Genomic DNA, 11,770 nt, shown 5'->3' with positions numbered 1-11,770 from the left:
GTCGGGAGCGCACAGCCAGGCACCGCCGTCGGGATCTGAAGTGCTTTAACGTGAAAGAACCGGAGCTTTGGCTCCGGTTCTTTTGCTTCTTGCGGCTTTGGAGCCGCAAGCGGCTGCGTAACTGCAAAGCGGCCTAGGCGCTTTCCTTGCGGACTCCGTAGTGGTGGCCCTGGTCGTCTGTTTCGACGACGAAATGCCCCAGGTCTTCTTCCGACGCCGTCTCGAAGTCGTCATGCTTGTGGACTACGGGCGTATCAATGTCGCCCCGGGTTGCCGGGCCGAACCAGAAGCGAAGCCGATCGGTTACCCTCATGAAACTATCGAGTGCATGTCCCACAATTCCCACCTCCTTCCCCGCTGCGAGGTCCAGCCGTACGGTTGGAGCTGAGTGGTTCCAGTGAGGCCAATTTTACGCCCGGAACCCGCAAAAGGCCCGGGTCGGCGTCGATCGGTGAGAGCTGGGAGCCGGTGGGGACTATCGAAGGGATTTGTCGTCCGGGTTCTTGGGGACCACGTAGGTGCTGCCATCCGGACGGCGGACGGTCTCCCACTGCTGCGCTTCAGCCTGGCGCCGCGCGAGGAGGCGCTTGTTCTCCTCGGTCATTTCATGATCCAGGGAACTGCTGTGCGCCGGACCGAAAATGATCCGCAGCTTGCCGGTTGCACGCATGAATCTCTGGGTCATGGTCTCTTTGGCCACCTGGTCTACCCTCTCTCAAAAGGATGTTGTGGTTTAAGAGTACACTAACAATTAGTGCACTAACTATCGGCCGGTACGGATCGGTCGCCGACACGGAACGGAGCAAACCTTGGCCGCCGCAAGCACACCCATTGCCCCTGAAACCACCGCCCCGCCGGAAGACGATCTGTTGCTGGAGCGTCAATTGTGCTTCGCCCTGACCGTGGCGTCGCGGAGCGTGGTGGGCGTCTACAAACCGGTGCTTGAAAAGATGGGGCTGACCCATCCGCAGTACCTCGTGATGCTCGCCCTATGGGAACGCAGCCCGCGCACGCTCAAGGAAATCAGTGAGGCACTCCTGCACGAGCCAGCCACTCTTTCACCGATCCTGCGCCGGCTCGAAGAAGCAGGATTCGTGACCCGGAACCGCATCCACGGAAACGAACGGGCCCTCGCCATCACCTTGACCGAAGCCGGCGCCGCCCTCAGGCAACAGGCGACGGCTGTGCCTGGAACCATCATGGAGCGGCTCCAACTCACGCGCGCCGAAGTAGCGGGACTGCACCGGGCGATGACCGGCCTCATCGCGGCCACGCAACACCCTGCTGCCGGTGGGCGATAAACTGGCATAAATCAAGGAGAACCCCCATGCGTCTGCGAATAGTCCGGTCAGTGCTGGCCATCCTCGCCGTCGCTGGTCTTGCCGCCTGCACACCCGGCTCCGGAGGCGGTTCGCCCAGCAGCCCGGCGCCTGGCAGCAGCGCGTCGTCCTCGCCGTCGAGCAGCCCTACCGGACTTTTGCCTGACGAAACGGCGTCTCCCAGCGGCAAACCGACCCCTTCGTTCTCCCCCACCGCGCCCAGCTCACCCGGCCGCGGAGAAGCCGAGCTTTCGATCATCGTCAAGCCCTCCCCCACGGCAGCCCCGGAAAGCTACACGCTCGTCTGCACCGGCGGTGTCCCCTCCGCGGAGAGCCACCACCCCACCGCAGCCGCTGCGTGCGCCGCCCTGAAAAAGAACCCCGCCCTCCTCACGCGAACGCCGCGCTCCAGCGACCAGGTCTGCGACCAGCGTTACGGCGGACCCCAGACGGCAATAGTCACCGGGGCCGTTGATGGCGTGGGCGTCGAGTCCTCCTACAAGCTCACGGACGGCTGCGAAATTTCCGCCTGGGCCGCCGTCGCCGACATCATTGGTTCAAGCGGTGCCGGAGCTTAAATACACGCACCTCCCGCAAGAGAAATGGCTCGCGCTGGAGGCCGCCCACCACGCCCGCGTCGAACGCTACGCCAAGCCATACTTGGCCCGCCGCTCCGCAGGCCAGAAGCATCCCGTCGAAGACTTCCTCTTCACCTACTACACCCAGAAGCCCGGCCAGCTGCTGCGCTGGCACCCGGGCGATGGCGTCGTGCTCTCCGGCCCGAAAGCGGCGGAGCGGGCCGGGTGGAAGTATTACCGAGCGCTCGACGACGGCGCGCTGGCGGCCGCGGGTCTGCCCGCCCGTACCGTTGCGGTCACCTTCGATCGCCGCAAGTTCGCGGCCGACCGCACCGAGGCCGTCCGCTTCGCCGGCATCATCCTCTCCGGAACCGTCGCGCGGCCCGCCCAGTTTGGTTGCTTCGGACTGCACGAGTGGGCCATGGTCTACCGCCAGGACAAGTTCGATCTTCGCCACGAGTACCTCAAGCTGCGCCTCGGCGCCGAAGGCACAGACACCGTGGTGGAAGACAACCGGATCCGCTGCTCGCACTTCGACGCCTTCCGTTTCTACACTCCGGACGCCATCCCGCTCAATGAGCTCACCCCCACGCGGGACAACCAACGCACCATGGAGCAGCCCGGCTGCCTGCATGCCAACATGGACCTCTACAAATGGGCGTACAAACTGACACCGGCCCTGCCGAGCGAGCTGGTGATGGACTGCTTCGAACTGTCCTGGCGGATCCGCGCCATGGACATGCAGGCCTCCCCCTATGACCTTGAAGAGTGGGGATATCCGGCCATCAGGATCGAGACACCACAAGGCAAGGCCGAGTACGTTGAGTATCAGAGGGCATTCGCCGCAGACGCCCAAGCGCTCCGTGCCCGGGTCCTCGACGAAGTGCAACCGCTCCTGGAACTCCTCGTACCAACACCGTCTCACAAAGGACAGCGATGACTTCAAGCAATGGAAAGTACGACGTCGAACTCACCATTACGCTGACGGAGGCACCAGGCGCCGCGGACTATGAGTTCGTCCTGCTCGGCTCCGGCGGCGAAGTCTCCGAAGGCTCGACCCTTCCGGACCCCCGCGCGGCGCTTGCCGCCGTCGAGCAATTCGGCGAAGAGATCTTCTTTCCGGTTCCCCGGCCGGACCGTATTTGCACCCAGCAATACGGCGGTCCGCAGGTGGCAACGGTTACGGGCAGGTTCCGCGGGCGCGAAGTGAGCAGCCGCTTCAGCCGGACGGACGGCTGTGAGATCGCCCGTTGGCGCACCATGGCCGCCCTCCTCGGCGGCGTGGCAGGATCCACAGGAAACATCTAACGACGCCCGCTCACAAACAACCGTCCCCGACCCGACGCCCGCTCACAAACAACCCCTCCCGGCCCGACGCCCGCTCACAAACAACCGTCCCGACCCGACGCCCGCTCACATCATCTGCAAGAGGGTTCCACAGTTAAGGCTCAAAGGTGAGCGAGCGTCCGCCAAAAGGGCCATATAAGTGAGCGGGCGTCCGGGGGGAAACAAGAAAACGGCCGGCGGGATATCCCGCCGGCCGCTGCCTTGCATTTCTGTCAGACGATCATTGCCGCACTAAAGGGCGTTGTTTGACTGGTCCTCCCCGTCATTCTGCAGTTTGGCCTTGCCGTGCTCGCCTTCCTGGTCATCCTTCGGCACCACGGAAACGCTGCCGTTTGCCGAGACCAGGACGGACACGAACGTCGGCGAGCTGGTGCCGGCAAACGTGAGTCGACCGATGTAGGAGCCCGGGGTCAGCTTGCTCCACGCGAAGGTGAACTTCCCGGATTTGCCGTTCTTCATCTTGATTGGGTTGGGCGTGACCGTGGCGTTGCCTTGGTTTGCGCCCAGGATCGCCGCATCAACACTGGCCTTGGTGGGCCGGTTGTTGGGGCTGCCAAACAGGTTCGCGATGATGGTGTACGTCCCAGGCTCCGGGTTGTCGAGCGAGAGGGACTCACTGGCACTCGGTGTGGCTGCCGTGAACAACTGACCTGACGGCGACAGCACGTACAGATCGAAATCCGCAGTGGGATCTGAGGAGATGACCGAGAACTTCGCGAAGGTTGTTCCGGGGGGAACCGTTGCAGTCTTTACGAAGTTCGAGGCATTGTTCGCCACAGCCACAGGACCGGGAACAAGTTCCGCGGCCGAGGAATCAGCCTTGGAGAGGCCGTCAATGGTCACAGCCGTGGGTGAGTCGGAACCCGAGACGATGTTGATGTCCGCCGAACCGCTTGCTTGCTGGGACGTGAAGGCGACGCTCTTGGAGGCCACTACCGACTGCGGACGGACCGCAATTGGAGAGACCACCGACTTGTTGGCACCTTCCCACTTCAGCGATCCCATCGCGAACGTACCCAATGCCGAGGTCTTGTTTTCGAAGGTCACCTTGAAGGTCTTCTTCTGGCCGACTTCGTTGAAGTTCAGCACAGACGGTGTGACCTTGACGTCAACGCCAGGGACATTGACTGTGGCCCGGTATTGTCCCGGAGTCAGGGCCGTGACGGTGCGGGTGACCTCGATCTTGCCCGCGAGGTTACCCAGGGCGAACGACGGAAGGTTCATGTCGCGTGGCAGTGTCGAGCCAAGTCCCGGCTTGCCGAGATCGACGCCGGTACCCTGGATGAACTTCAGGTAGTCCTCGGTTCCGGCATCGTAGACCAGGCCCGGTTCGAGCACGCTGGCAGGGTTCATTTCTCCTGCACCCGTGGCGAAGACATCCTGGTTCTTGGTTCCATCGGCCAGCTTGACGTCACTCGCCGTCGTCATCATGGCCGACTTGACCGTTGCAGGTGACCAATCGGGATTCTTCGCCAGGATCAGCGCTCCGAAACCTGCAATGTGCGGGGACGCCATGGAGGTACCGGACATGAATCCGTACTCATCGCCCTTGCTGCCGATAGGCGAAACCCCTGCCAGCACCGCAACGCCCGGAGCCGAAATGTCCGGCTTGAGCAGATCCGAATCGGTGGCGAGGAGCGGGCCCCGGGAGGAGAATCCGGCGATCTGCGGCTGGGCCTCGAGCGGAAGCCCAGTGGTGTCGTGGTCAACCAGGGAAACGGTAATTCCAGGATTGGCCGCGACCTTGTCCTTGATGGCCTGCGACGCCGGAGGATTGACGTGGACGGTGGGCACTGCGTGCTTGTCCGTGTCCAAGGAGGAGTTGGTGAGGTTCACGAGGATCATGCCCACACCGCCGCCGCGGAGCACCTCGGCGCTCTTGGCGACGCGGTCAACCACCCCGCGGTCACACACCACTACCTTGCCGGCGATTTTCGCCGGGTCAAGTGAGCCCGGCGCGCAGAGCGCTGCGTTACCGCTACCCGAGGCAGCGTTTGCGGAAAGCACGACGCCGGCCCCGCTCACCTGGTGGTTCATGATGCTGGCTCCGCGGAACTTGGTGCCGTCGGAGAATTCGACGGTTCCCTGGAGCTCTTGGGAGAACGAACTAGCCGCAACCGTGGTCATCCAGGGTGCGCCGTGGTTGACGGTGCTGGCCTGCGGGCCCGAGTTACCTGCGGACGCGGCCACGAAGATGCCGGCCGACGCAGCCGAGAGAAACGCGAGCGAGACCGGGTCGGTGGTGGTGTCCGTAGCGCCGGAGATGGAGTAATTCAGGACGTCCACGCCGTCGGCTATGGCTTGGTCAATGGCGGAGATGGCCGCGGAACTGTAGCAGCCGCCCGAATTGGGGTCGGTGTCTTCCCAGCAGATCTTGTAAATCGAGAGCTTGGCGGCCGGTGCCACGCCGCTAGTCTTGCCGAAGCTTCGGCCATCCACGAACGTCTCCACACCGGAGTTGCCCGCGGCGGTGCTTGCCGTGTGCGTGCCATGGCTCGCGACGTCGATGGGCGAGATCTGTTCCTGGGGTGCCCGTTGGGCTGGCGGAACTGTCTGCAGGAAGGCATCTGCGAAGTAGTGGGCGCTGAGGACCTTGGAATTGCAGGCAGTGCCGTCAAAGGCCGCCCCGGTGTCCGTACCCTTCTGGCACTCCCCTACGAAGGTATCTCCGTTGGCCTTCAGCATGGCGATCTTGCCGTCACTCGTGCGGTACGGGACGCCCACCTGTGGGTCCCCGACCAGCGGCTGGACGGGATCGCCGGCGAAGAACTTGCTTGTGGGCGTGTAGCCGGTGTCGATGACGCCCACCACAGTGCCCTTGCCGGCCTGGTCCTGGCCGCCGAACTGGGTATTCCACACGCCGTTCGGTCCGCTGAGGTTGAGGAAATCGGTGGTGGAGTAGTCAGGAGCTGACTGGGTGTCCGGGGCCACGAGGAGAACATCGGGGTTCTTCGCCAGATTGACGGCCTGGTTCGCGGAAAGGGTGGCGCTGAAGCCGTTAATGGCTGTGGTGTAGTCGCGATTGATGCTCACGCTCTGCTGCTTGGCCACGTCCTGCTGCTTCTGCTGCAAGTGGGCCTGGTACTGCTTCACTTCGGCCTTGCCGACGTCCAGCTTCTTGCCGGTTTGCGGCTTGGTGGGCACGTAGCCGGGCGTTCCGCCGTCGTAAGTGGCCGCTGGCTTCTCTGCCAGCACCACTACGTAGCGGCCATCCTGATAAGACTTGGGGTCGACATTCCGGGCAACCCCCGCAACCGTTGATCCGAAGACCGTTGAGCCGAAAGCGGGCGAAGCATGAGCGGGTGTCAAAGCCACCGAGGAGAGCAGAACCGGTAGTCCGACGGCCAACGCCGCAGCTTTTCGAAGCCCCCCGCTTCTAATGAAGCTCTTTCCTTGTGAATTCACGAGTGATTGCACCTTTCCGGGCGATCGTGGCGGTCATGTCAAGATCAATCAACTAAGGACGTACGCCGATTGACAGTTCTTGTAATCAGCTAAAGCCCAGCCGACTCATAGAGTACAGAGTGATAGCTGAATATGACATAGGACACATTTCACGTTTTTGGTCATGTCATTCGGCATCAGAATACATCCGCACGCAGCAGCGGGCACGCCCCCGTCGGAAGGGGACGTGCCCGCTGTGCGGATATTCAGATATTGATCGCGAAGGCGGCCTGAAAGGAGCCTCAGGCGTGCTGGTACGTCAAGCAATCAGCCGCTTCGGCACCGGGGCCGATCCGGACATCGTGGGCCTCGCACATGAGGTTGTTGTTGTGGGTGCATTCCGAGCGCTGGCAGGCACCGACATGCGCCAGGACTTTGGGGAGTCCTCCCATGAGCGCGGTGTCAATGAAGGTGGCGCAGGAAGCGTGATCCGCGGTTCCGCCGATCGTAATCCCGTAGGCGGTGCAGCCATGATGGTTGAATCCGCAGCTGCCAACGCTGCATGCGGACACTTCGGCGACGTGTTCGGTCATTGCTCCTCCTGTTGGACGGGGAATTTCCTAGACAGCAATTCCAAGCTACTCCCGAATACGCGCCTTTAACCCGGAGGATTAGCGCATTTGCGCGTACCCTATTGCACTCCAGACGGTGTCAGCGGCCCGGGCCACGCTAAGAATGGATCCCTCTCAGCGCGTCGCTGATTTTTGCCCTTGTCGAAGCATCGGGCGGGACGGAAATGCGGTTTTCCCGGGCAGCCCGGTCCGCCATGATCCTTTGGAAAACCACCCTGCCCAGGCCGGCGAAAACAGCGGCAAGGACCACGGGCAAAACCATCGACTTAGCGTTTTCGGCCATGCCGCAATCCTAGTGACGCAAACCACCCCCGGCCAGAGCCGCCGTCGTCCAGTGCCCGGAGCCGTCGTCGGGCATTGAAAACCCCCGACGACGGCGGGGCGCCGCCGCGAATTGGCGCGGCCCACGGGGCCTCTTCACCGATCTCCCGCAAATAGGGTATGTAGCGATTTGGCCGGTAGAATGGGCATGCAAGCTCGCGGAGCGCCCCCCTTATTCCGTAAGACCCTGCCGCTAAACACTGTTCCTGAACGCTGTTTGGAGGCAGTTCCGGCGTGAGACGGCACCACTCCGCGGCAGCCTTTAACCAAAGGTTTAACCAACGCTCACGCACAGGAGTTACCGGATGCCCCGGATCGTCGTCGACGTCATGCCCAAGCCCGAGATTCTGGACCCTCAGGGGAAGGCCATCGTGGGCGCACTGCCCCGCCTCGGCTTCACCAGCTTTAGCGCAGTCCGCCAGGGCAAGCGCTTCGAACTGACCGTCGACGGCGAGGTGACCGACGCCATCCTCGCCCAGGCCCGCGAGGCCGCCGAGACCCTGCTGTCCAACCCGGTGATCGAAGACGTCGTCAACGTCGAGGTCGTCGAGGCCTGACATGACTGAACTTCCTTTGATCGGCGGAGCCCCTGTGGCCGTCGAACCCCATTTGGTTGGGGCCAGGATCGGCGTCGTCACCTTCCCCGGCACGCTTGACGACCGCGACGCCGCCCGTGCGGTCCGCCTCGCAGGCGGCACCGCCGTCGCGCTCTGGCATGCGGACACCCACCTGGCCGACGTGGACGCCGTCGTCATCCCGGGCGGCTTCTCCTATGGCGACTACCTGCGCGCCGGCGCGATTTCCCGCTTCGCTCCGCTGATGTCCCGCATCATCGATGCTGCCAACAGCGATGCCAAGCTGCCCGTCCTGGGTATTTGCAACGGCTTCCAGATCCTGACCGAGTCGCACCTGCTCCCGGGCTCCATGATCAAGAACGACCACTTGAAGTTCTTGTGCCGCGACCAGGTGCTGCGCGTGGAGAACAACAAGACCGTGTGGACCTCGGACTACGAGGCAGGCGAGGAAATCACGGTTCCGCTGAAGAACCAGGATGGCCAGTACATCGCTGACGACAAGACCCTGGACGCCCTTGAGGCCGAGGGCCGCGTCGTGTTCCGCTATGTGGGCTGGAACCCGAACGGTTCACGCCGCGACATTGCCGGCATCAGCAACGCCGCCGGCAACGTGGTGGGCCTCATGCCGCACCCGGAGCACGCGGTGGAGCCCGGATTCGGTCCTGAGTCCAACGCCGGCACGGATGGCTTGGGCTTCTTCACCTCCGTCCTGAACAAGATCGTGGGAGGCGCACAGTGACTACCTCTGCTGAAACCGTCGGCAAGAAGTTCAACATCGACACGGTGGAGAACGCGGCTAAAACGCCGGACACCGAGCTCCCCTGGGCCGAACTCGGCTTGAAGCAGAACGAGTTCGACGAGGTCGTGAAGGTCCTGGGCCGCCGGCCTACCGGCGCCGAGCTCGCCATGTACTCCGTCATGTGGAGCGAGCACTGCTCCTACAAGTCCTCGAAGAACCACCTGCGCCAGTTCGGCGAAAAGGTGACCGAGGAGATGAAGAAGGACATGCTCGTGGGCATCGGCGAAAACGCCGGCGTCACCAACTTGGGCGACGGCTGGGCCGTGACGTTCAAGATCGAGTCCCACAACTCGCCGTCGTTCGTGGAGCCTTACCAGGGTGCCGCGACCGGTATCGGCGGCATTGTCCGCGACATCATCTCGATGGGCGCCCGCCCGGTAGCCGTGATGGACCCGCTGCGTTTCGGCGCCATCGACCACCCGGACACGGCCCGCGTCATGCACGGTGCCGTTGCGGGCATTGGTGGCTACGGCAACTCGCTTGGCCTGCCGAACATCGGCGGCGAAATGGTGTTCGACTCCGTGTACCAGGGCAACCCGCTGGTCAACGCGCTCGCAGTGGGCGTCATGCGCCACGAAGACATCCGTTTGGCCAACGCCTCCGGCAAGGGCAACAAGGTAGTCCTTTTCGGTGCGCGCACCGGCGGCGACGGCATTGGCGGCGCCTCCGTGCTGGCCTCGGAGTCCTTCGACGACACCAAGCCGTCCAAGCGCCCCGCCGTCCAGGTAGGCGACCCGTTCGCCGAAAAGGTGCTCATCGAGTGCTGCCTGGAGCTGTTCAAGGGTTCGCTGGTTGAGGGTATCCAGGACCTCGGCGCCGCGGGCATCTCCTGCGCCACGTCCGAGCTCGCTTCCAACGGCGACGGCGGCATGCAGGTTGAGCTGACTTCCGTGCTGCTCCGCGATCCCACCCTGACCCCGGGCGAAATCCTGATGTCCGAGTCGCAGGAACGCATGATGGCGGTTGTCACCCCTGGGAACATCGCCGCTTTCGAAGCGGTCATGGACAAATGGGCCGTGGAGTACTCCTGGCTGGGCGAAGTGACCGACACCGGGCGCCTCATCATCACGTGGGAAGGCGAAGTCATTGTCGACGTCGACCCGCGCACCGTTGCCCACGACGGTCCGGTCTACGACCGCCCGTTTGCCCGCCCCTCATGGCAGGATTCCGTGCAGGCCGATACCTTCACGGGCTCCGTGCAGGACGCCGGCCGCCCCTCCACCTCCGGGGAGCTGGCCGCTGCCATCACCGAGCTCATTGCTTCGCCGAACATGTGCAGCAAGGCCTGGATCACCAAGCAGTACGACCGCTACGTCGGCGGCAACACCGCCATGGCGTTCCCGGACGACGCCGGAGTGGTCCGCGTGGACGAGGAAACCGGGCTTGGCGTGGCCCTGGCCACCGACGCCAACGGCCGCTACACCTACCTCGACCCGTACCACGGCGCACAGCTGGCACTGGCCGAGTCGTACCGCAACGTCGCAACCTCCGGCGCCGTCCCGATGGCCGTCAGCGACTGCCTGAACTTCGGTTCCCCCGAGGACCCGGATGTCATGTGGCAGCTGGCCGAGTCTATTCGCGGCCTGTCCGATGCGTGCATGGAGCTGGGCGTCCCGGTCACAGGCGGCAACGTCTCGCTGTACAACCAGACCGGTACCGTGCCGATCCACCCCTCCCCCGTGGTTGCAGTGCTGGGCAAGCTCGACGACGTCGCGCGCCGCACGCCTTCCGGCTGGAAGGAAGATGGCCAGGCCATCTACCTGCTGGGCACCACGGCTGCAGAGCTGGACGGTTCGGAATGGTCCAACCTGCGCGGACACCTCGGTGGCTTGCCGCCGAACGTTGACTTGTCCATCGAGCGCCAGCTCGGCGAAATCCTCATCAACGCTTCGCGCGACGGCATGATCGACGCCGCGCACGACCTCTCCGAGGGCGGCCTAGCCGCTGCGCTGGTGGAGTCCGCACTTCGCTACGGCGTGGGCGCCCGCATTGCGCTGGACGAACTCGTGGAGCGCGACGCCGTGGACCTGTTCACCGCATTGTTCTCCGAGTCCCAGGGCCGGGCCATCGTGTCCGTTCCGCGCTCCGAGGAAATCCGCTTCAAGGACATGTGCACTGCCCGCGGCTTCGCCCACCTCCGGATCGGCGTCGTCGACGCTGCCGGCGGCAAGCTGGAGATCAACGGCGTGGACGAGCTCTCCTTGGACGCCCTCAGCGAAGCCCACGAGGCCACCCTGCCGAAGTACTTCGGCTAGGCTCACCCGGTTTCACCTTTCGTTTGCTCCTCACCGGCTCGCGGTGGGGAGCAAACGTTTTTAAGGCCTGCTCCAGACATCGCCAGTATGGTGGAAACGCTCGCTCACATATACCCGCCTTCCCGGCAACCCTCGCTCACATATACCCGCCTTCCCGGCAACCCTCGCTCACGCATCTGAGCGAGCGTCCGGCCAAAACCCCACATAGGTGAGCGAGCGTCCCGGGTTGGGGTCAGTCTTCGCTGTGGAGGTCCCGGCGTCGGGCGCTCAGCAGCTCCAGTTCGGGGCGCGCGGCAACGAAGCGTTCGACGGCGTCGAGCACCTCCACGAGATGCGCCCGGTCTGCTGCCACTGCGCCTGCGCCGATGAGCACACGCCGATGCTGGTCCAAGTGCCCGGTCTCAGCGGCAGAGACTTCGAATCGCCGTTTCAACTCGGCGATCAGCGGGCGCACGAGGGAGCGTTTCTCCTTCAGGCTGTGCACCTCGCCCAGGAGGATGTCGAACTCGATCCACGCGATCCACATGCGCCCATCGTATCCAGTAGCCGGGCGCCCTCCC

Annotated in this window: 13 protein-coding genes; 7 read left to right on the top strand and 6 right to left on the bottom strand. The window is 63.8% G+C overall.

From position 1 onward, the window contains the following. Positions 1–133: 133 nt before the first annotated feature. Both AC4CS3_RS07360 and AC4CS3_RS07355 read right to left on the bottom strand, forming a co-directional pair. Positions 134–313: a hypothetical protein gene (locus tag AC4CS3_RS07360; protein WP_437772248.1), complete on the bottom strand. Its 180-nt coding sequence runs from the start codon at positions 311–313 to the stop codon at positions 134–136. A 162-nt stretch (positions 314–475) separates the two neighbouring features. Next, positions 476–685: a hypothetical protein gene (locus AC4CS3_RS07355; protein ID WP_441412821.1), complete on the bottom strand. Its 210-nt coding sequence runs from the start codon at positions 683–685 to the stop codon at positions 476–478. Between the two features lie 124 nt (positions 686–809). Here AC4CS3_RS07355 and AC4CS3_RS07350 point away from each other — a divergent pair, with 124 nt between their 5' ends. Genes AC4CS3_RS07350 through AC4CS3_RS07335 form a run of 4 tightly spaced genes read left to right on the top strand, consistent with a single transcriptional unit; the run spans position 810 to position 3,205 of the window. Beyond that, positions 810–1,301 carry a MarR family winged helix-turn-helix transcriptional regulator gene (locus AC4CS3_RS07350; protein ID WP_490782849.1) on the top strand — a complete coding sequence of 164 codons (492 nt, stop codon included), beginning with the start codon at positions 810–812 and terminating at the stop codon, positions 1,299–1,301. A 26-nt stretch (positions 1,302–1,327) separates the two neighbouring features. After that, the gene (locus AC4CS3_RS07345) at positions 1,328–1,897 is read left to right on the top strand and encodes an SSI family serine proteinase inhibitor (RefSeq protein WP_490782848.1); all 570 of its coding nucleotides are present in this window, start codon (positions 1,328–1,330) and stop codon (positions 1,895–1,897) included. Beyond that, positions 1,794–2,837: a 3-methyladenine DNA glycosylase gene (locus AC4CS3_RS07340; protein ID WP_490782847.1), complete on the top strand. Its 1,044-nt coding sequence runs from the start codon at positions 1,794–1,796 to the stop codon at positions 2,835–2,837. Before AC4CS3_RS07345 ends, AC4CS3_RS07340 begins: the two co-directional genes overlap by 104 nt. Then, the gene (locus AC4CS3_RS07335; protein ID WP_490782846.1) at positions 2,834–3,205 is read left to right on the top strand and encodes a serine protease inhibitor; all 372 of its coding nucleotides are present in this window, start codon (positions 2,834–2,836) and stop codon (positions 3,203–3,205) included. Before AC4CS3_RS07340 ends, AC4CS3_RS07335 begins: the two co-directional genes overlap by 4 nt. Positions 3,206–3,475: 270 nt before the next feature. On the opposite strand, the gene AC4CS3_RS07330 is transcribed toward AC4CS3_RS07335, so the two are convergent. From AC4CS3_RS07330 to AC4CS3_RS07320, 3 genes are all read right to left on the bottom strand, one after another. Then, complete coding sequence (locus AC4CS3_RS07330; RefSeq protein WP_490782845.1) at positions 3,476–6,559, bottom strand: S8 family serine peptidase; 3,084 nt, start codon at positions 6,557–6,559, stop codon at positions 3,476–3,478. Between the two features lie 371 nt (positions 6,560–6,930). After that, entirely contained in the window at positions 6,931–7,221 is a 291-nt protein-coding gene (locus AC4CS3_RS07325) for a DUF1540 domain-containing protein (protein WP_345449533.1), read from the bottom strand. A 136-nt stretch (positions 7,222–7,357) separates the two neighbouring features. Further along, complete coding sequence (locus AC4CS3_RS07320) at positions 7,358–7,543, bottom strand: hypothetical protein (protein ID WP_437772242.1); 186 nt, start codon at positions 7,541–7,543, stop codon at positions 7,358–7,360. 343 nt (positions 7,544–7,886) lie between these two features. Between AC4CS3_RS07320 and purS the strand changes: the two genes are divergently transcribed. The 3 genes from purS to purL are packed head-to-tail and all read left to right on the top strand — an operon-like array spanning position 7,887 to position 11,210. Further along, positions 7,887–8,138, top strand: coding sequence for a phosphoribosylformylglycinamidine synthase subunit PurS (gene purS, locus AC4CS3_RS07315; RefSeq protein ID WP_028265707.1), 252 nt, complete (start codon positions 7,887–7,889; stop codon positions 8,136–8,138). A 1-nt stretch (position 8,139) separates the two neighbouring features. Then, complete coding sequence (purQ, locus tag AC4CS3_RS07310; protein WP_490782844.1) at positions 8,140–8,895, top strand: phosphoribosylformylglycinamidine synthase subunit PurQ; 756 nt, start codon at positions 8,140–8,142, stop codon at positions 8,893–8,895. Beyond that, positions 8,892–11,210 carry a phosphoribosylformylglycinamidine synthase subunit PurL gene (gene purL / locus AC4CS3_RS07305; RefSeq protein ID WP_490782843.1) on the top strand — a complete coding sequence of 773 codons (2,319 nt, stop codon included), beginning with the start codon at positions 8,892–8,894 and terminating at the stop codon, positions 11,208–11,210. The genes purQ and purL overlap by 4 nt, the downstream gene beginning before the upstream one ends. A gap of 232 nt (positions 11,211–11,442) precedes the next feature. Here purL and AC4CS3_RS07300 read toward each other — a convergent pair whose 3' ends face one another. Then, entirely contained in the window at positions 11,443–11,736 is a 294-nt protein-coding gene (locus AC4CS3_RS07300) for a DUF503 domain-containing protein (protein ID WP_236814542.1), read from the bottom strand. Between the last annotated feature and the right edge of the window lie 34 nt (positions 11,737–11,770).

Source organism: Arthrobacter sp. SE2, assembly GCF_058244265.1.
The sequence above is the reverse complement of the archived record's forward strand: the minus strand, read 5'-3'. Positions and strand labels throughout refer to the sequence as shown.

Coding starts and splice junctions, on each gene's coding strand:
- AC4CS3_RS07340 (WP_490782847.1), top strand. CDS start 1,794: ATGGCGTGGGCGTCGAGTCCTCCTACAAGCTCACGGACGGCTGCGAAA.
- AC4CS3_RS07335 (WP_490782846.1), top strand. CDS start 2,834: ATGACTTCAAGCAATGGAAAGTACGACGTCGAACTCACCATTACGCTG.
- AC4CS3_RS07360 (WP_437772248.1), bottom strand. CDS start 313: ATGAGGGTAACCGATCGGCTTCGCTTCTGGTTCGGCCCGGCAACCCGG.
- AC4CS3_RS07320 (WP_437772242.1), bottom strand. CDS start 7,543: ATGGCCGAAAACGCTAAGTCGATGGTTTTGCCCGTGGTCCTTGCCGCT.
- purS (WP_028265707.1), top strand. CDS start 7,887: ATGCCCCGGATCGTCGTCGACGTCATGCCCAAGCCCGAGATTCTGGAC.
- AC4CS3_RS07300 (WP_236814542.1), bottom strand. CDS start 11,736: ATGTGGATCGCGTGGATCGAGTTCGACATCCTCCTGGGCGAGGTGCAC.
- AC4CS3_RS07325 (WP_345449533.1), bottom strand. CDS start 7,221: ATGACCGAACACGTCGCCGAAGTGTCCGCATGCAGCGTTGGCAGCTGC.
- AC4CS3_RS07345 (WP_490782848.1), top strand. CDS start 1,328: ATGCGTCTGCGAATAGTCCGGTCAGTGCTGGCCATCCTCGCCGTCGCT.
- AC4CS3_RS07355 (WP_441412821.1), bottom strand. CDS start 685: ATGACCCAGAGATTCATGCGTGCAACCGGCAAGCTGCGGATCATTTTC.
- purQ (WP_490782844.1), top strand. CDS start 8,140: ATGACTGAACTTCCTTTGATCGGCGGAGCCCCTGTGGCCGTCGAACCC.